Origin of the sequence: Streptomyces sp. NPDC093064, assembly GCF_044754605.1 — a bacterium.
GTDB lineage: Bacteria > Actinomycetota > Actinomycetes > Streptomycetales > Streptomycetaceae > Streptomyces.
In genome coordinates, this window is sequence record NZ_JBIVPK010000050.1 from 1 (window position 1) to 19,796 (window position 19,796).

General features: G+C 71.8%; 15 protein-coding genes. 8 read left to right on the forward strand and 7 right to left on the reverse strand.

Annotated features, from left to right (window positions below; genetic code table 11):
- The 3 genes from ACIQFZ_RS35690 to glgB form a co-directional block, all read left to right on the forward strand.
- A partial coding sequence (locus ACIQFZ_RS35690; protein ID WP_402693183.1) for an alpha-glucosidase C-terminal domain-containing protein occupies positions 1-296 on the forward strand: 296 nt, incomplete at its 5' end.
- 105 nt (positions 297-401) lie between these two features.
- Positions 402-1,796, forward strand: a complete 1,395-nt coding sequence (locus tag ACIQFZ_RS35695; protein ID WP_402693184.1) for a phosphotransferase — start codon at positions 402-404, stop codon at positions 1,794-1,796.
- Positions 1,797-1,863: 67 nt separating this feature from the next.
- Positions 1,864-4,398, forward strand: a complete 2,535-nt coding sequence (glgB, locus tag ACIQFZ_RS35700) for a 1,4-alpha-glucan branching enzyme (protein WP_402693185.1) — start codon at positions 1,864-1,866, stop codon at positions 4,396-4,398.
- Positions 4,399-4,488: 90 nt separating this feature from the next.
- Here the strand turns inward: glgB and ACIQFZ_RS35705 are convergent, their stop codons facing one another.
- From ACIQFZ_RS35705 to ACIQFZ_RS35725, 5 genes are all read right to left on the reverse strand, one after another.
- Positions 4,489-6,723 carry a HelD family protein gene (locus tag ACIQFZ_RS35705; protein ID WP_402693194.1) on the reverse strand — a complete coding sequence of 745 codons (2,235 nt, stop codon included), beginning with the start codon at positions 6,721-6,723 and terminating at the stop codon, positions 4,489-4,491.
- Between the two features lie 189 nt (positions 6,724-6,912).
- Positions 6,913-7,245: a thioredoxin gene (gene trxA / locus ACIQFZ_RS35710; RefSeq protein WP_361417522.1), complete on the reverse strand. Its 333-nt coding sequence runs from the start codon at positions 7,243-7,245 to the stop codon at positions 6,913-6,915.
- Positions 7,242-7,670 carry a MerR family transcriptional regulator gene (locus tag ACIQFZ_RS35715; protein WP_402693186.1) on the reverse strand — a complete coding sequence of 143 codons (429 nt, stop codon included), beginning with the start codon at positions 7,668-7,670 and terminating at the stop codon, positions 7,242-7,244. Before ACIQFZ_RS35715 ends, trxA begins: the two co-directional genes overlap by 4 nt.
- 29 nt (positions 7,671-7,699) lie before the next feature.
- Entirely contained in the window at positions 7,700-8,497 is a 798-nt protein-coding gene (locus tag ACIQFZ_RS35720; RefSeq protein WP_383059724.1) for a DUF2127 domain-containing protein, read from the reverse strand.
- 106 nt (positions 8,498-8,603) lie between these two features.
- Positions 8,604-10,277: an MFS transporter gene (locus tag ACIQFZ_RS35725; protein WP_383059725.1), complete on the reverse strand. Its 1,674-nt coding sequence runs from the start codon at positions 10,275-10,277 to the stop codon at positions 8,604-8,606.
- 107 nt (positions 10,278-10,384) lie between these two features.
- Here ACIQFZ_RS35725 and ACIQFZ_RS35730 point away from each other — a divergent pair, with 107 nt between their 5' ends.
- Complete coding sequence (locus ACIQFZ_RS35730; protein ID WP_365775165.1) at positions 10,385-11,002, forward strand: TetR/AcrR family transcriptional regulator; 618 nt, start codon at positions 10,385-10,387, stop codon at positions 11,000-11,002.
- A 68-nt stretch (positions 11,003-11,070) separates the two neighbouring features.
- Here the strand turns inward: ACIQFZ_RS35730 and ACIQFZ_RS35735 are convergent, their stop codons facing one another.
- Entirely contained in the window at positions 11,071-12,444 is a 1,374-nt protein-coding gene (locus tag ACIQFZ_RS35735; RefSeq protein ID WP_365433541.1) for a cation:dicarboxylate symporter family transporter, read from the reverse strand.
- Positions 12,445-12,608: 164 nt separating this feature from the next.
- On the opposite strand from ACIQFZ_RS35735, the gene ACIQFZ_RS35740 reads away from it, so the two are divergent.
- Positions 12,609-14,279: a sensor histidine kinase gene (locus tag ACIQFZ_RS35740; protein ID WP_365433544.1), complete on the forward strand. Its 1,671-nt coding sequence runs from the start codon at positions 12,609-12,611 to the stop codon at positions 14,277-14,279.
- Positions 14,276-14,986 carry a response regulator gene (locus ACIQFZ_RS35745; protein WP_365433547.1) on the forward strand — a complete coding sequence of 237 codons (711 nt, stop codon included), beginning with the start codon at positions 14,276-14,278 and terminating at the stop codon, positions 14,984-14,986. Before ACIQFZ_RS35740 ends, ACIQFZ_RS35745 begins: the two co-directional genes overlap by 4 nt.
- Before the next feature lie 142 nt (positions 14,987-15,128).
- Here the strand turns inward: ACIQFZ_RS35745 and ACIQFZ_RS35750 are convergent, their stop codons facing one another.
- Positions 15,129-16,154 (reverse strand): ATP-dependent 6-phosphofructokinase, encoded by a 1,026-nt coding sequence (locus tag ACIQFZ_RS35750; protein WP_225075630.1) that lies wholly within the window; start codon positions 16,152-16,154, stop codon positions 15,129-15,131.
- 199 nt (positions 16,155-16,353) lie between these two features.
- Here ACIQFZ_RS35750 and pta point away from each other — a divergent pair, with 199 nt between their 5' ends.
- Positions 16,354-18,429, forward strand: coding sequence for a phosphate acetyltransferase (gene pta / locus ACIQFZ_RS35755; RefSeq protein WP_365775168.1), 2,076 nt, complete (start codon positions 16,354-16,356; stop codon positions 18,427-18,429).
- Positions 18,430-18,519: 90 nt separating this feature from the next.
- Positions 18,520-19,728, forward strand: coding sequence for an acetate kinase (locus ACIQFZ_RS35760; RefSeq protein WP_402693187.1), 1,209 nt, complete (start codon positions 18,520-18,522; stop codon positions 19,726-19,728).
- Positions 19,729-19,796: the final 68 nt, after the last annotated feature.

Consider the following 19,796-nt stretch of genomic DNA (forward strand, 5'->3'; position numbering starts at 1 on the left):
TCGAGATCCGCAAACAGAACCCCGCCTTCGGACTCGGCTCCTACACCGAACTCCAGTCCTCCAACCCCGCGGTCATCGCCTTCCTGCGCGAGTACGAGGACGATCTGGTCCTGTGCGTCCACAACTTCTCCCGCTTCGCCCAGCCCACCGAACTCGACCTGAGCGCGTTCCGCGGACGGCATCCGGTGGAGCTGTTCGGCGGGGTGCGCTTTCCGGCCATCGGGGAGCTGCCGTACCTGCTGACCCTGGCGGGTCACGGCTTCTACTGGTTCCGGCTGCGCCGGGACGCCGCCTAGGTCTCGTGGTGCCCCGGGGCGGGGCGGGCGTTTCCTCCGCCCCGCCCGTGGGCACGCGTCAGTCACACCCGACCAGCGATTGGACGCGACGCCATGTCGGAAGCCATGTCGCAAGCCGTCACACGCTCTGTCACCACCGGCAGCCCCGGTCTCCTCGCTTCACTGGACCCACTGTTGCGGGAGTGGCTGCCGCGGCAGCGCTGGTTCGCGGGCAAGGGCCGTCCGGTGACGGGCTTCTCGCTGGTCGCCGCCACCGAGCTGCTGCCGGGCGACCGGAAGCTGGGCCTGTACCACCTGCTCGTCCGCGCCCACCAGCCGCTCCCGCCCGTGCACGGCGCGATCCCGCACCCCGGTGACTGCTACCAGCTGCTCATAGGCGTGCGCGAGGCGCTGCCCCCGCGGCTGGCGCCCGCGCTGATCGGCCATGTGCACGAGGGCCCGCTCGCCGGACGCACGGTGTACGACGCCCTGTACGACCCCCGGCCCGCCGAGGTGATCCTGGAGGCACTGCGCACCCGGGCCCGCATCGGCGGGCTGCGTTTCGAACGGCGGGACGAGATACGCCCCGACCTGATCCCCCGCGTGGTCACCGCCGAGCAGTCCAACTCGTCGGTGGTCTACGGCGATACGTTCATCCTAAAACTGCTGCGCCGGGTGGTACCCGGCGTCAACCCCGACCTGGAACTGCCGCTGGCGTTGGCCGAGGAGGGCTGCTCGCGGGTGCCGCCGCCGACGGCGTGGATGACGGCGGAGCTGGACGGCGAGTCGTACGTGCTCGGAGTGCTCCAGCCCTTCGTGCAGGGCGCCTCGGACGGCTGGGAGCTGGCACTGCGCGAGCTGGCCAAGGGCGAGGACTTCAGCGCCGAGGCGCGGGCGCTGGGCCGCGCCACCGCCGAGGTGCACACCGCGCTGGCCCGCGCGCTGCCCACGGTCACGCTCGGCCACATGCAGCTCGAGATCCTGGTGAACGGCATGACCGAGCGCCTGGAGTCGGCCGCGCAGGCGGTGCCCGCGCTCGGGCCGTACGTCTCCGGTCTGCGCACCGCGTTCGAGGCGCTGGCCGATCTGGCGGCCGAAAGCCACACCTGGACCGCCCAGCGCATCCATGGCGACCTCCACCTCGGGCAGTGCCTGCGCTCCCCTTCCGGACAGTGGTGGCTGATCGACTTCGAGGGCGAGCCGGCGAAGCCGCTGGCCGAGCGGCGGATGGCCCAGCCCGTGGTGCGGGACGTGGCCGGGATGCTGCGTTCCTTCGACTACGCGGCGCACTCGGCCGGCGGCCCGCCGGCACCGGAGTGGGCCGAAGCCTGCCGTGCCGCGTACTGCACCGGATACGCCGAGGTCAGCGGCAGCGACCCGCGCACCGACCCCGTCCTGCTGCGCGCCTACGAGACGGACAAGGCCATCTACGAGGTGCTCTACGAGGCCCGGCACCGCCCCGACTGGCTCCCGGTACCGATGTCCGCGGTACACCGCCTGGCCGCTCCGGACACGACCTGACCCCCTTCCCTGTCCACCCCGTCTCCCCCGTCCACCGCACCCGACCTGCGCCGAGGAGGCACCACCCGTGACCCCCCGCACCCCGTCCAGCGGTTCTGATCCGAAGAACACGGCCGAGGCCGCGGGCCACGACCGGCCGGCACCGGCGAAGAAGGCAGCCGCGAAGAAGGCCACGGCCAAGAAGGCGGTGGCGAAGAAGACGACGGCAAAGAAGGCAGCCGCGAAGAAGACCGCTGCGAAGGCGACGGCCGCGAAAGCCAGCGGGGCCGACACCAGGAAGACCGCCAAGAAGGCGGCAACGGCGGCGAAAAAGGCACCGGCCACGAAGGCAGCCCCCCGACCCGCGGCGCCGGAGCCCATGGCACCGGAAACCGTGGCACCGGCACCCGCGGCCGCCTGGCGCCCGGAGGATCCCGCTCTGGTCGCCGTCGGGATCGGCGACCGGGAGCGGTTGCTCGCGGGGACGCATCACGATCCGCATTCCGTGCTCGGCGCGCACCCGGTACCCGGTGGCGTCGCCTTCCGGGTGTTCCGGCCGTACGCGCTGGGCGTGACCGTGGTCGCCGGGGAGCAGCGGGCCGGGCTGCGCGACGACGGGGAGGGGTTCTTCTCGGGGCTGCTGCCGCTGCCGGAGGTGCCCGCGTACCGGCTGGAGGTGGACTACGCGGGGACGGTGCAGCACACCGAGGACGCCTACGGCTTCCTGCCCACGCTGGGCGAGTTCGATCTGCACCTGATCGGCGAGGGCCGGCACGAGCAGCTGTGGCAGGCGCTCGGGGCGCATCCGATGACCCACGACGGCGTGACCGGTACCCGGTTCGCGGTGTGGGCGCCCAATGCCCGAGGAGTGCGCGTCGCCGGTGGCTTCAACTTCTGGGACGGCACCGGGTATCCGATGCGCTCGCTCGGCGCCACGGGCGTGTGGGAGCTGTTCGTGCCCGGGATCGGCGAGGGCGAGCTGTACAAGTTCGAGATCACCCGGCCGGACGGCTCCAGGACCCTGCGCGCCGACCCACTGGCCCGCCGTACCGAGGTACCGCCGGCCACGTCGTCCATCGTCCACGCCTCGCACCACGAGTGGGGCGACGCCGAGTGGATGGCGCACCGCGCGGACATCCCGGCGCACGAGGCCCCGTTCTCGGCATACGAGCTCCACCTGCCGTCCTGGCGACCCGGGTTGACCTACCGTCAGCTCGCCGAGCAGCTCCCGGCGTACGTCAAGGACCTCGGCTTCACCCACGTGGAGCTGATGCCGGTCGCCGAGCATCCCTTCGGCGGCTCCTGGGGCTACCAGGTCACCGGCTTCTACGCGCCCACCGCACGCCTGGGCACCCCGGACGACTTCAAGTTCCTGGTCGACGCCCTGCACCAGGCGGGCATCGGCGTCCTGATGGACTGGGTGCCGGCGCACTTCCCGCGCGACGAGTGGGCCCTGGCCGAGTTCGACGGCCTGCCTCTGTACGAGCACGCGGACCCGCTGCGGGCCGCGCATCCGGACTGGGGCACCCTGGAGTTCGACTTCGGCCGCCGCGAGGTGCGCAACTTCCTCGTCGCCAACGCCCTTTACTGGTGCGAGGAGTTCCACATCGACGGCCTGCGCGTGGACGCGGTCGCCTCCATGCTGTACCTGGACTACTCGCGCGAGCCGGGCCAGTGGACGCCGAACGAGCACGGCGGCCGGGAGAACCTGGACGCCGTGGCGTTCCTCCAGGAGATGAACGCGACCGTGTACCGCAGGGTGCCGGGCGTGGTCACCGTCGCGGAGGAGTCCACGGCCTGGGACGGCGTGACCCGCGCGACCCACCACCGGGGCCCGAGCGGCTTCGGCGGCCTGGGTTTCGGACTGAAGTGGAACATGGGCTGGATGCACGACTCGCTCCAGTACATGAGCCACGACCCCGTCCACCGCAGGTTCCACCACGGTGAGATGACGTTCTCGATGGTGTACGCCTACAGCGAGAACTACCTGCTGCCGATCTCGCACGACGAGGTGGTGCACGGCAAGCGTTCGCTGGTGTCGAAGATGCCCGGCGACTGGTGGCAGCAGCGGGCGGACCTGCGCGCCTACCTGGCCTTCATGTGGTCCCACCCGGGCAAGCAACTGCTGTTCATGGGCCAGGAGTTCGCACAGGGCGCCGAGTGGTCGGAGACCCGCGGCCCGGACTGGTGGCTGCTCGACCCGAACTACGGTGCCGCGGCCGACCACCGGGGGGTGCTGGACCTGGTCCGCGACCTCAACACCGTCTACCGGGCCACGCCCGCCCTGTGGGCGCGCGACGTCCACCCCGACGGCTTCCAGTGGATCACCGGGGACGCCGCGGACGACAACGTCTTCGCCTTCCTGCGCTACGACACCGACGGCACCCCGTTGCTGGCGGTGTCCCACTTCGCCCCGGTCGTCCGCCCCGACTACCGTCTCGGCGTCCCCGACGACGTACCCGCCTGGCTGGAGGTCCTCAACACCGACGCGGCCCGCTACGGCGGCAGCGGCGTCGTCCACCCGCACCCGGTCAAGCCGGAGCCCCAGGGTCGGCACGGCCGCCCGGCGAGCATCCGCCTGACCCTGCCGCCCCTGGCGACGGTGTGGCTGCGCCCGGCGTGAGGATTTCCTGTCAGCCCGTCCGGCGCTTGAGGACGAGGCCGTTCAAGCCGAAGCGGGGGCCTGGGGCCGGCAGCCCCCAGACAGCCACCACTAGTCCTCGAACGCCTCCACCAGAGCCGGAGGCAACACCTCCGTGTACAGCACGCCCAGCCGCTGTGTGGCGCGGGTCAGCGCCACGTACAGGTCGCTCGTGCCGTAGCGGGCGGGTTCGACCACCAGGACGGAGTCGAACTCCAGGCCCTTGGCCTGGCGCGGATCGAGAAGGACGACCGTCCGGGTCAGGTCGGGCTCGGCACCGGCCTCGACCCCCTCGAGGCGCGCGGCCAGCCGCCGGTGCAGGTCGCGCGGGGCGATCACGGCGAGCCGGCCCTCCTCCGGGGTGAGTTCCACGACGGCCTTCTCCACCGCGCCGGGCAGGTCGTCGGTGGCGCGGGCCCAGGGCCGTACGCCCGTGGAGCGGACCGAGCTCGGGGGCTCGAAGCCGGGGTGCTCGGCGCGGACCACGGCCGCCGCCACGTCCATGATCTCGGCCGGAGTGCGGTAGTTGACGCCGAGGCGGGTGTGCTCCCAGCGGTCCTCGACGTACGGCCGGAGGATGTCCGCCCAGGAGCCGACGCCGGCCGCCTCCGCCGTCTGCGCGGGGTCGCCGACCAGGGTCATGGAGCGGGTCGGGCTGCGCCGCATCAGCAGCCGCCACGCCATCGGCGACAGCTCCTGCGCCTCGTCGACGATGATGTGCCCGAACGCCCAGGTGCGGTCGGCCGCCGCACGCTCGGCGGCGCTGCGGTGGTCCTCCTCCTCCTGGCGTTCGGCGAACCGCTCGGCGTCGATGATGTCGTGCGCGGACAGCACCTCCGAGGCGTCCGGGTCACCGTCCTCCTTGTCCTCGAACTCGTACGTCCGGGACGCGTACGACACGTCCAGCACGCCCTGGGCGTAGGCGATCTGGGTCTCGCGCTCGTGCTCGGCCAGGGCGCGGGCCAGGCGGTCGTCCTCGCCGAGCAGTTCGGCGGCCTCGTCGAGGAGGGGGACGTCCGCGACGGTCCACGCCCGGGTCACCGGGCGTCGGATCGCGGCCGCGTCCGCGTCGCCGACGTACCCCTCCGGGTCCGCCAGGAAGTCCGCCACCAGCCGCTGCGGGGTCAGCCGCGGCCACAGCCGGTCGATGGCCGACCAGACCTCGGGGTTCTCGGCGAGTTCGTCGCGGATCTGGCTGATGTCGCTGGGGTCGAGGAGGTTGGAGCCGTCGTAGGGGTCGGTGCCGATGCGCTCGGCGACCAGGTCGGTGAGCGTGTTGAGGATGTGGCCCTCGAAGTGCTCGCGGGCCGCGTTGTGCGGCAGTTCCGCGGCGCGGGTGCGCTCACGGGCGACGCCCACCAGGCCGTCGTCGAGCATCAGGATCTCGCGGTCGTGCTCGATGGCGATCACCGGATCGGGCAGCGCCTGCCGGCCCCGTACCACGGCGGCGAGCACGTCGGCCATGCCGGCGCGGCCCTTCACCGCGGCGGCCTCGGGAGTGTCCGCCGCGGTGGCCTTCACTCCGGGGAACAGCTCGCCGACGGTCGCGAGGAGCACCCCGGTCTCGCCGAGCGAGGGCAGCACCTCGCCGATGTAGCCGAGGAACGCGGGGTTCGGGCCGACGATCAGCACGGCGCGCCGGGCGAGCAGTTCCCGGTGCTCGTACAGCAGGTAGGCGGCCCGGTGCAGGGCGACGGCGGTCTTGCCGGTGCCCGGGCCGCCCTCGACCACGAGCACTCCGCGGTGCGGGGCGCGGATGATGCGGTCCTGGTCGGCCTGGATGGTGCGCACGATGTCGCCCATCCGGCCGGTGCGCGCGGAGTCGAGCGCCGCGAGCAGCACCGCGTCGCCGGTCGGGTCCTCGTGGCCGGTCCGGGTGGTGTCGCCGAGGTCGAGGATCTCGTCGTGCAGGGCGGAGACCCGGCGGCCCTCGGTGGAGATGTGCCGGCGGCGGCGCAGGCCCATCGGGGTGTGGCCGGTGGCCAGGTAGAAGGGGCGGGCGACGTCGGCCCGCCAGTCGATCAGGATCGGCGTGCGCTCGGTGTCGTCGGCGCGCAGGCCGATGCGGCCGATGTGGTGGCTGTCTCCGTCGGTGAGGTCGATCCGGCCGAAGCAGAGGGAACCGTCCACGGCGTTCAGCGCGGCCAGCAGCCCGGACCGCTCGGCGACGAGGATGTCCCGCTCCAGCCGGGCCTGCATGGGCGTGTCGCCCTGCGCGAGCGCGTCCGCGACGGAGGTCTCGGTGTCACCGCGCAGCGCGTCCACGCGCGCGTACAGTCCGTCGGTGAATTCCTGCTCCTGCCGCAATTCACCGTCTGGAAATTCGGTGTTTGACAATTCGGCTCCCGCCCGGATATACTGTGCTCACTGAACTTCTTCGTGGCCTGGCGAATACCAAGTCACGAATCACCGAATATACGCAAAGAAATCCCCCGGGCGCAATTACCCCGGGGGATTTCTCATTCTCCGGCCCGCGTCACAGCAGGTCCGGGCAGGTCACAGGACGTCCGACAGCTCCTCAAGCAGCCGCCGCTTGGGTCGTGCGCCCACCATGGACTTCACGGGCTCACCGGCGCGGAAGACCATGAAGGTCGGCATCGACAGCACCTTGTACGCGTTTGTGGTGTCAGGGTTGGTGTCCACGTCGAGCTGCACCACCTTCAGCCGCTCGCCCTGCTCGGCGGCCAGTGCGCTGAGCACGGGCCCCATCTGCCGGCACGGCGGACACCAGTCGGCGGTGAACTCCACCAGCACCGGCCGGTCCGCGCCGAGCACCTCCGCCGCGAAGTCCGCGTCCGTCACCTCCGCCACTCCCGCTGCCCTGATCACCGCTGCTGCCCTCCCAGCTCGCACCTGGGTTCCGGACCGCCCGGAACCTCTGCGTCGGCGGCCAGCGCCTCCCGCGCCTGCTCGGCCCTCCCGAGCTGGGCGCCGACCTGCTCCCGCACGGCCCGCAGCTCGCCGATCAGCGCGTCGAGCTGATCCAGCTTGCGCCGGTAGACCGCGAGGGACGCCGGGCACGAGTCGCCCTCCGGGTGCCCGGCCCGCAGGCACTCCACGAACGGCCGGGTCTCCTCCAGCTCGAACCCGAAGTCCCGCAGCGTCCTGATCTGCCGGAGCAGCCGCAGGTCGCGCTCGTCGTAGGAGCGGTGGCCCTGCGCGTCCCGCCGCGCGGGCAGCAGCCCCCGCGACTCGTAGTACCGCAGTGCCCGCGTCGTGGTCCCGGCCCGCTCGGCCAGCTCGCCGATTCGCATGCGTACGAACGTAAGCCCTGACGCCGACGTCAAGGCAACGCCGGCGGAGTGCGGGCCGCCGCTGGGGCCATCACGCCGGCCGACTCCTCCACCTCCAGCAGGGAGGCGCTGCGGCGCTCCTCGTCGAAGGCCCTGCGCCCGCCGCGCAGGCCGAACAGACGCTTGGCGAGGGCGATGTAGAGGACGGCGACGATGTTGAGGACCAGCGTGGTGATCTTGACCGCGCTGACGTGCTCGGTGAGTTCGTAGATCTCCAGCGGCAGGAAGGCGGCGGTGGCGACCACCGTCAGGTATTCCGCCCACCGCTTGGCGTACCACAGGCCGACGGCCTCGATCAGTTCCACCAGCGCGTAGGCCACCAGCACGGAGGCCACGATGAGCAGCGTGGAGTGCCGGTAGCCGAAGGTCTTCTGGATGGTGCCGATGACGGGTGAGTGGTCGAGGTCGTAGTCGAAGTGCCGGAAGACGGGGCGGAAGACGTCCAGGTACTCGTTGAACAGGCGGCGCACCGCGTCCTGGCTGTTGCTGAACTTCCACACCGCCACCGCGACCAGCACGATGAACACCCCGCGCAGAGCCCGTTCGAAGGCGAGGAATCGCAGGATGAACAGGTCCCGCAGCACCTTGCCGCGCGGCACCAGCGGGGCGTCGCCGGCCGGTCCCGAGCCGTGCGGCTCGCCGAGCGCGAAGTCGCCGCAGCGCAGGCAGCGCCACACGTCGCCCAGCGCGGTCCGCGCGTGCAGCCGGATCCGCAGTCTCGGGTCGTCCGGTGCGTAGGTCACATGCCCCTTGCGCGCGCATGTGCGCCGGTCCCAGTCGATCGCCATCCCGTGATTGCCTCCATACCTGCCGATGTGCTTGCGGCCGTGCCGTGCCGGTCGGTCCGGCACGGCACGGTAGTGCATCGCAGTAAGAGACGGCTGCCGTGACCTTTCAGTTCAGACCGCTGCCCACCAGCTCCTTCGCCTCCTCGGCCGGCTGCTCGTCGCGGGCGGCGCCGCGCGGCAGCAGCAGGGAGACGGCGAGGGTGCCCGCGCCCAGGATCACCGCGCCGACCAGGCTGGTGTGGGCCACCGCGTCGGAGAAGGACGAGCCGACCGCGTCCTTCATCCGCTGGGCACCCTGGGCGAGTTGACCGGCCTGCGCCTTGAGCTGCGCGGCCTGCTGCGGGTCGGTCGCGTGGGCGGCCTGCGCCGCGAGCTGGCGGGCCTTCTCCCCGATGCCCTGGGCGACGGCGTATCCGGCGCCGACCGAGTCCTGGGCGGTGGACAGGGCGCCGGCCGGGAGCCCGCCGCCGGCGGTGGCGTCGGAGAGGTGCCGGGCGTACGAGGTGGACAGCAGGGAGCCGAGGATCGCGATGCCGAGCGAGCCGCCCAGCTCCAGGGAGGTGTCGTTCACGGCGCCGCCGACACCCAGCTCGGACTCCGGGAAGGCGCCCATGATGGCGTCGGTGCAGGGCGAGAGGGCGAGTCCGATCGCCAGCCCCAGGATCACCAGGGGTGCCACGAAGTCACCGTAGCCGGACGAGCCGTCCACCCGGGTGAGCAGCGCCAGGGCCGCGGTGCCGCCGACCATGCCCGCGGTCACCGTCCACTTCATGCCGACCCGCGGGGTGAGGTAGCCGGTCAGCGCCGAGCCGGCGAAGACGGCGCCGGCCAGCGGCAGCATGCGCAGGCCGGTGGCCAGGGCGTCGTAGCCGAGGACGAACTGGAGGTGCTGGGTGAGGTAGTAGAAGGCGCCGAAGACGGCCAGGAAGAACAGGGCGACGGCCAGGTTGGAGCCGGCGAAGCGGCGCCGCCCGAAGCGCCGTACGTCGAGGACCGGACGCGGGTGGCGCAGCTCCCACAGGACGAAGGCCACCAGGCCCACACCCGCGACGGCGGCCGCGGTGAGCGCCTTGGCGTCCCAGCCGAAGTGCGGACCCTCGATGATCATGTAGACCAGCGAGCCGATCCACACCACCGACAGCAGTCCGCCGACGTAGTCGATCCGGCCGTGGCGCGCCGCCCTGGAGGGCGGTACGAGGACGAAGGCGCCGACCAGGGCGACGGCGGCGACCGGCACGTTGATCAGGAAGGTCGAGGACCAGCCGTGGTCCTGGAGCAGCGCGCCGGCGACGAGGGGACCGGCGGCGATGGCGAGGCCGGCGGTGGCGGTCCACAGGGTGATCGCCTTGGCGCGCTCGGCGCGTGGGAACGTCGCGGCCAGCAGGGAGAGGGTGGCCGGCATGATCAGCGCGGCGCCCACGCCCATCACGGCGCGGGCCGCGATGACGGTGGCCGCGCTGTCGGCGAGGTAGCCGAAGACGGCGCCGCCGCCGAACACGACGAGCCCGAGGACGAGCGCGCCGCGCCGGCTGTACTTGTCGCCGATCGCGCCGAGCAGCAGCATCAGCGCCGCGTACGGGACGGTGTAGCCGTCGATGACCCACTGGAGGTCGGCGCTGGTGAGGCCGAGGTCCCGGGTCATGTCGGGCGCGGCGACCGTGAGCGCGGTGTTCGCCATCACGATGATCAGCAGGCTCAGGCAGAGCACGAGGAGCGCCCACCAGCGCCGGGCGTAGGGCCGGTCCATCCTTTCGGCCGGTTCGTTCATGACGAGTCGCATGGGCAGGGGGGCCTTCCTCGGTCTACTTGCACAGCGGAGTGCAATTGCACAACGATGTGCAATGTACGACCCTTGCACAGCACTGTGCAAGTCGAGGAGAGGGCAGAATGTCAGCCATGACCACGGGTAGCACCAGTCGCGCCGACGTGAACCGGCGCCGGATCCTCGACGTCGCCCTCGCGGAGCTGCTGCGCGACCCCGACGCGTCCATGGACCAGATCGCGCGCGCGGCCGGTGTCGTACGGCGCACGGTGTACGGCCACTTCCCCAGCCGGGAGGCGCTGATCAGCACGCTCGTCGACGAGGCGGTGCTCGCGCTCGCCACAGCGCACGCGACGGGCCGGGAGGGCGTCGAGGACCCGGCGGAGGCCGTGGCGCGGTCGGTGCTGGCGGTCTGGGAGATCGCCGACCGCTACCGGCTGCTGGTCGCACTTGCCCAGCGCACGGTGACCACGGAGGGCATCCGCGAACGCCTCACCCCCGTCCGGGAGAGCGCCGCGGGACTCCTCCAGCGCGGCCTGGACGAGGGCGTCTTCGCCTCTCCCCTGCCCGCGCCGGCCCTGGCGTACGTGAAGGAGCAGATCCTGTTCGCCCTGATGGAGGCGGTGAACGACGGCCTGCTGGACCCCCGGGAGGCGGGCCGCACGGCCGCGGTGACGGTCCTGACCGCGGCCGGGGTGCCCGCCTCCCTCGCCGCCGCCCTGGTGGCCAAGCTCAGCGACTGACCGCCCCGGAACGCGAAGAGATCCCGCGCCCCTTGAAGGGGCGCGGGATCTCGGTGTCCCGCGGAGCGCTACGCCTTGGCCAGCTCGCGCTGCTCGGGGACCCCGGCGGAATCGTCGGCGTCGTCCAGCAGCGTCTTCTCGTCGAAGGGCAGCTCTCCGGCGAGGACGCGCCGGACGCGGTCCTTGTCGACCTCACCGGTCCAGGTACCGATCAGCAGGGTGGCGACCGCGTTGCCCGCGAAGTTGGTCAGGGCGCGGGCCTCGCTCATGAAGCGGTCGATGCCGACGATCAGGCCGACGCCGTCGACCAGGGCGGGCTTGTGGGACTGGAGGGCACCGGCGAGGGTGGCCAGTCCGGCGCCGGTGACACCGGCGGCGCCCTTGGAGGCGATCATCATGAACAGCAGCAGCGTGATCTGCTGGCCGATGGACAGCGGCTGGTCCATCGCGTCGGCGATGAACAGCGAGGCCATGGTCAGGTAGATCATCGTGCCGTCGAGGTTGAAGGAGTAGCCGGTCGGCACGGTGATGCCGACGACCGGACGGCTCACGCCCAGGTGCTCCATCTTGGCGATGAGCCGGGGCAGCGCGGACTCCGACGACGACGTCGACAGGATCAGCAGGAACTCACGGCCCAGGTACTTCAGCAGCTGGAAGATGTTGACGCCGGCCACCAGCCGGGTCAGCGCGCCCAGCACCACGAGCACGAACAGCAGACAGGTGACGTAGAAGCCGAGCATGATCGCGGCGAGTGCCTTCAGGGCGTCGATGCCCGTCTCGCCGACGACCGCGGCCATGGCGCCGAAGGCACCGATCGGGGCGGCCCACATGATCATGGCGAGCACGCGGAAGACCAGCCGCTGGATGTGCTCCACCCCGCGCAGGACCGGCTCGCCCTTGCGGCCCATGGCCTGGAGCGCGAACCCGACGAGCAGGGCGACCAGCAGGGTCTGGAGCACCTGGCCCTCGGTGAACGCCGACACGAGCGTGGTCGGGATGATGCCGAGCACGAAGTCGACCGGGCCCTCGCTCGCGGCCTGCGCCTGCGCCTGGCCGGCGCCCTTGACCGCCTCCGTCAGGTGCATCCCGCTGCCGGGGTGGACGATGTTGCCGATCACGAGTCCGATGGCCAGGGCGACGAACGACATGGCGAGGAAGTAGCCGAGCGCGAGCCCGCCGACCTTGCCGACCTTCGCGGCCTTGCGCACCGATCCGACGCCGAGCACGATCGTGCAGAAGATGATCGGCGAGATCATCATCTTGATCAGGCTCACGAAGCCGGTGCCGAGCGGCTTGAGCTCCTTGGCGAAATCGGGCGCGGCGAACCCGACGGCGACGCCGAGGACCACCGCGGCGATCACCGCTATGTACAGATAGTGGGTACGGTCCCGCTTGGCTGCGGGTGCGGGTGCGGCAGGTGCCGTATCGGCTGCGCTGCTCAAGGCGGCCCTCCTTGACGACGTCATCGGCATCACCGGCGTGCGGCTCACGTCCGGGTGTGGGGGAATGCCGCGACTATCTCCCGTCCTGTGAGGGGGGTCACGCTTCCGTTCATTAAGTTCACGCCACATAGTTCGCGCCAGAACGAAAGAGGCAGACTGGCGGCATGCGCATACCCGTCCTCCCCAGACCCCGCAGCCTGGCGGGCCAGCTGTTCGCCATGCAGGCCGTGCTGCTGGCGCTCGTCGTGGCCGGGTACGCGCTCTTCAGCTACGTCAGGGACCAGGGCCAGGCCGAGGAGTCGGCCCGCCGCCAGACCACGGCGGTGGCCCGCTCCATCGCCGACGCCCCCTCGGTCCTGGCGGCCATCCACACCTCCGACCCCTCGGCGGAGCTCCAGCCGTACGCGCTGAAGGTCCAGCAGGACACCGGCGTCGACTTCGTCACGATCATGACTCCGGGCGGCATCCGCTGGACGCACCCGGATCCGGACCAGATCGGGCGGTCCTTCCTCGGCAACATCTCCCGCGCCCAGCGCGGCGAGTCCTTCACCGAGACCTACACCGGCACCCTCGGCCCGTCCGTCCGCGCGGTCACGCCCGTCGAGGAGCACGGCCGCGTGGTCGGTCTCGTCAGCGCCGGCATCAAGGTGGAGGCGATCAGCGAGCGGGTCCGGGAACAGGTCATCGCCCTGTTCTCGGTCGCGGCCGGGATCCTCGTGCTCGGCGCGATCGCCACGTACATCATCAACGCGCGTCTGCGCCGCCACACCCACGGCATGAACGCGGCCGAGCTCAGCCGTATGCACGACTACCACCAGGCCGCCCTGCACGCGGTGCGCGAGGGCCTGCTGATGCTGGACGCGCAGCACCGGGTGGCGCTCATCAACGACGGCGGGCGGGAACTGCTGGGCGTGGGACGCCAGGAGGACGTGATGGGCCGGTCGGTGGCGGACCTCGGCCTGCCGGCCCCGCTGACGGGCGCGCTGCTGGCGTCCGAACCGCGGGTGGACGAGGTGCACCTGACCGACTCGCGCGTGCTGGTGGTCAACACCTCACCGGTGTCGGGCGGGCAGCGCCGGGGCACGGTGGTGACCCTGCGGGACGTCACCGAACTCCAGTCGCTGATGGGGGAACTGGACTCGGAACGCGGCTTCAGCCAGGCGCTGCGCTCCCAGGCGCACGAGGCGGCCAACCGGCTGCACACGGTGGTGTCGCTGATCGAGCTGGGGCGGGCGGAGGAGGCCGTGGAGTTCGCGACGGCGGAGCTGGAGCTGGCCCAGGCGCTGACCGACCAGGTGGTCAGCGCGGTGAGCGAGCCGGTGCTGGCCGCGCTGCTGCTCGGCAAGGCGGCCCAGGCCAACGAGCGCGGCGTGGAGCTGGTGGTGTCCTCGGACAGCGGCCTGGACGACGGTCTGCTGCCGCGGAGCCTGCCGCCCCGGGACCTGGTGACGATCCTCGGCAACCTCGTCGACAACGCGGTGGACGCGGCGCGGGGCGGCATGTCGGCGCGGGTGACCGTCACGGCGTGCGCGGAGGACGGCGAGCTGGTGCTGCGGGTCGCGGACACCGGGCCGGGCGTGCACCCGGCCCACGCGGACCGGGTGTTCCAGCACGGCTTCTCCACCAAGCCGACGGGTCCCGGCGGACGGGGACTGGGTCTGGCGCTGGTACGGCAGGCGGTACGGCGGCACGAGGGGACGCTGACGGTGGCGGACGCCGAAGGGGGCGGCGCGGTGTTCGAGGCGCGGCTGCCCTTGACGCACGGGACGGAGGACCACGTGACCCGCAAGGCCGTGTCCGGGGCCGAGAGCGGCCTGCCCGGAGGCGTGGCATGACGGACGGCGGGAGCGGGACGCAGCCCATCCGGGTCCTGGTGGTGGAGGACGACCCGGTCGCGGCGGACGCGCACGTGATGTACGTGGGCCGGGTGCCGGGATTCGTCGCGGTCGGCAAGGCGCACACCGGCGCCGAGGCCCGGCGGGCGCTGGAGCGCACCCCGGTGGACCTGCTTCTGCTGGACCTCCACCTGCCGGACGTGCACGGACTGAAGCTGGCCCGGTCCCTGCGGGCGGGCGGCCATCACGCGGACGTGATCGCGGTGACCTCGGCACGGGACCTGGCGGTGGTGCGCGAAGGTGTCTCGCTGGGGGTGGTCCAGTACGTCCTGAAGCCGTTCACCTTCGCCACGCTCCGGGACCGGCTCGTGCGGTACGCCGAGTTCCGCGCGGCGGTCGGGGAGGTGGGCGGCCAGGACGAGGTGGACCGGGCGATAGCGACCCTGCGCGCCCCGAGCCCGGCCGCCCTCCCCAAGGGCCTGAGCGCGCCGACGCTCCAGCGGGTGACGGACACGCTGCGCGAGGCGGAGGAAGGACTCACGGCGGCGGGGGTCGCCGGGGCGGTCGGCATCTCCCGGATCACCGCCCGGCGCTACCTGGAGCACCTGGTGGACGCGGGCCGGGCCGTACGCAGCCCGCTGTACGGGCAGGTGGGCCGGCCGGAACTGGTATACCGGTGGGTGCGGGAGAGCGGCGGGGACCGGTAGGCGGTGACCGCACCCCCGTAGAGGGGTTCTGCAGCCCCGGTAGAGGCGTTCTGTGGAGAGCTTCGCGTCCGCGCGGGCCCCTTCGGGAGACCGGCCCCGCGCGGGCCTCTTCAGAGAACGGCGCCGCCCGGACCACCGGCTCCTAGAACACCGACTCCGTCTCGTCCATGCGGTCCTTGGGGACGGTCTTCAGCTCGGTCACCGCCTGGGCCAGCGGGACCATCACGATGTCGGTGCCGCGCAGCGCGGTCATGTGGCCGAACTCCCCGCGGTGGGCGGCCTCCACCGCGTGCCAGCCGAAGCGGGTGGCGAGGACGCGGTCGTACGCGGTCGGGACGCCGCCGCGCTGGACGTGGCCGAGGATGACCGGCTTGGCCTCCTTGCCGAGCCGGCTCTCCAGCTCGTACGCCAGGGCCGTGCCGATGCCCTGGAATCGCTCGTGTCCGAACTTGTCGATCTCGCCCTTGCCGTAGTCCATGCTGCCCTCGGCCGGGTGGGCGCCCTCGGCGACGCAGATCACCGCGAACTTCTTGCCGCGGGCGAAACGCTCCTCGACCATCTTCACCAGGTCGGCCGGGTCGAAGGGGCGCTCGGGCAGGCAGATGCCGTGGGCGCCGGCCGCCATCCCGGACTCCAGCGCGATCCAGCCCGCGTGCCGGCCCATGACCTCGACGACCATCACGCGCTGGTGCGACTCGGCCGTGGTCTTCAGCCGGTCCATGGCCTCGGTGGCCACGCCGACGGCCGTGTCGAAGCCGAAGGTGCGGTCGGTGGAGGAGATGTCGTTGTCGATCGTCTTCGGCACGCCCACCACCGGCAGCCCGGCGTCCGACAGCATGCGCGCCGCGGTCAGCGTGCCCTCGCCGCCGATCGGGATCAGCGCGTCGATGCCGAACCGGTGGATCATGTCCGAGGCGTTCTCGCAGGCCTCGCGGAGCCGGTCGCGCTCCAGTCGGGAGGAGCCGAGGATCGTGCCGCCGAGGGCGAGGATGCCGCCCACCGCGTTGAGGTCCAGAGCGCGGTACCGGCCGTCGAGCAGGCCCGCGTAGCCGTCCTCGAAGCCGATGACCTCGTCGCCGTACGTGGTGACCGCCCGGTGTACGACCGACCGGATCACCGCGTTCAGTCCCGGGCAGTCGCCGCCCGCCGTGAGAACTCCGATACGCATCCTGCTGTGTCTCCTGCTCGCTGTTGACACCGGTGATCCCGTCCGATTGTTTCATGTCCGGGAGGCGTACACGGCCTGACGGGCGCCATATCTACCGGCGGGGGTATTGTCAAGAGGATTCCGCTCACCCCGGTGGGCGTTTTTTGCAGGACGCCATCCCCGGCCGACGAGTGATCCCCCGAGGAAACGGAGAGCCCGCGTGACCCGCAGCGTGTACGTGACCGGCATCGACCGCGGTGACGGCCGACAGGTCGTCGAGCTGGGAGTCATGGAACTGCTGACCCGGCAGGTGGACCGGGTGGGCGTCTTCCGCCCCCTCGTCCACGACGGCCCCGACCGCCTCTTCGAGCTGCTGCGCGCCCGCTACCGGCTCTCCCAGGACCCGGCGACCGTCTACGGCATGGACTACCACGAGGCGTCCGCCCTCCAGGCCGAGCAGGGCACGGACGAACTGGTGTCGGCCCTCGTCGACCGCTTCCACCTGGTCACCCGCGACTACGACGTGGTCCTCGTCCTCGGCACCGACTACGCCGACACCCAGCTCCCGGACGAGCTGTCCCTCAACGCCCGGCTCGCCAACGAGTTCGGGGCCTCCGTCCTGCCGGTCGTGGGCGGCCGCAGGCAGAGCGCCGAGTCGGTGCTCGCCGAGACCCGCAACGCCTACCGCGCCTACGACGGCCTGGGCTGCGACGTGCTGGCCATGGTCACCAACCGGGTGGCCCGCGAGGACCGCGACGAGATCGCCGAGCGGCTGGCCGGCCGGCTGCCGGTGCCCTGCTGGGTGGTGCCCGACGAACCGGCCCTGTCCGCACCGACGGTCGCGCAGATCACCCAGGCCCTGGACGGCCGGGTCCTGCTCGGCGACGACTCCGGCCTGGCCCGCGACGCCCTCGACTTCGTGTTCGGCGGCGCCATGCTGCCCAATCTCCTCAAGGCGCTGACCCCCGGCTGCCTGGTGGTCACCCCCGGCGACCGCGCCGACCTGGTCATCGGCTCGCTCGCCGCGCACAGCGCCGGCACCCCGCCGATAGCCGGCGTGCTGCTCACCCTGAACGAGGCGCCGCGGCAGGAGATCCTCACCCTGGCCGGCCGGCTCGCCCCGGGCACCCCGGTCGTCTCGGTGTCCGGCAACAGCTTCCCCACCGCCGAGCGGCTGTTCTCCCTGGAGGGCAAGCTGAACGCGGCCACCCCGCGCAAGGCGGAGACCGCGCTCGGCCTGTTCGAGCGGTACGTCGACACCGCCGACCTCAGCAAGCGCGTCTCCGCGCCCAGCAGCGACCGGGTCACCCCGATGATGTTCGAGCACCAGTTGCTCGAACAGGCCCGCAGCGACAGGCGCCGGGTCGTGCTGCCGGAGGGCACCGAGGAGCGCGTGCTGCACGCGGCGGAGGTGCTGCTGCGCCGGGGCGTGTGCGACCTGACGCTGCTCGGCCCGGTGGAGGGGATCCGCAAGAAGGCCGCCGACCTCGGCATCGACCTCGGGGACGCGCAGCTGATCGACCCGGCGACCTCCGAACTGCGGGACGCCTTCGCCGAGCAGTACGCGCTGCTGCGCGCCCACAAGGGCGTCACCGTCGAGCTGGCGTACGACGTCGTCTCGGACGTGAACTACTTCGGCACGCTCATGGTGCAGGAGGGTCTGGCCGACGGCATGGTGTCGGGCTCGGTGCACTCCACGGCCGCGACCATCCGGCCCGCGTTCGAGATCATCAAGACCCGCCGGGACGCCTCGATCGTCTCGTCGGTGTTCTTCATGTGCCTGGCCGACAAGGTCCTCGTCTACGGCGACTGCGCGGTCAACCCCGTCCCGGACGCCGAGCAACTCGCCGACATCGCCATCCAGTCGGCGGCCACCGCCGCCCGGTTCGGCGTGGAGCCGCGGATCGCCATGCTGTCGTACTCCACCGGCGACTCCGGCTCGGGCGCCGACGTGGACAAGGTGCGCGAGGCGACCGAGCTGGTGCGGCTGCGCCGCCCGGACCTGATGATCGAGGGGCCGATCCAGTACGACGCGGCCGTGGAACCGTCGGTGGCCGCCACCAAGCTGCCCGGTTCGGAGGTGGCGGGGCAGGCCACCGTGCTGATCTTCCCGGACCTGAACACGGGCAACAACACGTACAAGGCCGTACAGCGTTCGGCCGGCGCGATCGCGGTCGGACCGGTCCTCCAGGGCCTGCGCAAGCCGATCAACGACCTGTCCCGCGGCGCCCTGGTGCAGGACATCGTCACCACCGTGGCCATCACGGCGATCCAGGCCCAGTCGTCCGGCAACTGACCTCCCGTCGGCCGTGTGTACCGGGGACGCCACCCCCGGCGCACACGGCCGCAGACCTCCACAGCTCCCGACCAGAAAGCGCCAGCGCTCGTGACCGCGACCCGCGTCCTCGTCCTCAACTCCGGCTCCTCGTCGGTGAAGTACCAGCTGCTCGACATGCGCGACGCGACCCGGCTCGCCGTCGGCCTGGTGGAGCGCATCGGCGAGCAGACCTCCCGGCTCAAGCACACCTGCCTGACCACGGGGGCCACCCGCGAGGAGAACGGCCCGATCGCCGACCACGACGCCGCGCTGAAGTCGGTCGCGGAGGAACTGGCCCGGGACGGGCTCGGCCTGGACTCCCCCGAACTGGCCGCGATCGGGCACCGGGTGGTGCACGGCGGCATGTTCTTCACCGAGCCCACCGTCATCGACGACGCCGTGCTCACCGAGATCGAGCGGCTGATCCCGGTGGCGCCGCTGCACAACCCGGCCAACCTCACCGGCATCCGCACGGCCATGGCGCTGCGTCCCGACCTGCCGCAGGTCGCCGTCTTCGACACGGCGTTCCACACGACGATGCCGGAGTCCGCGGCGCGCTACGCGATCGACACGAAGATCGCGGACCGGTACCGGGTGCGGCGCTACGGCTTCCACGGCACCTCGCACGCCTACGTCTCCCGGGCGACGGCGGAGCTGCTGGGCAAGGCCCTCGAGGACGTCAACGTCATCGTGCTGCACCTGGGCAACGGCGCGTCGGCCTCGGCGGTCCGGGGCGGCCGGTGCGTCGACACCTCCATGGGGCTCACCCCGCTGGAGGGACTGGTGATGGGAACGCGTTCCGGTGACCTCGACCCGGCCGTCATCTTCCATTTGCAGCGTGTCGGCGGAATGTCCATGGACGAGGTCGACACTCTCCTCAACAAGAGGAGCGGTTTGTTCGGCCTGTGCGGCGACAACGACATGCGGGAGATTCGGCGCCGGATGGAGGAGGGCGACGATGAGGCACGGCTCGCGTTCGAGATCTACACCCATCGGCTGAAGAAGTACGTGGGTGCCTATTACGCGGTACTCGGCACGGTGGACGCGGTCGCCTTCACGGCCGGGGTCGGCGAGAACGCGGCCTTTGTACGCGAGGCCGCCCTCGACGGCCTGGAGGGGCTGGGCCTGGCGGTGGACCGGGAGCGGAACACCGTACGCGGCGACGGTGCGCGGCTGATCTCGCCCGAGGGCGCGCGGACCGCCGTGGCCGTGGTTCCCACGGACGAGGAAATGGAGATCGCCACCCAGACTTACGCACTGGTCGGAAAGGACGGCTGAGCGCGTCCACGGAATTCCGGCCGGCACTCGACTGAGCGCGAAGGCGCCCATTTGCTGCTTCCACCAGA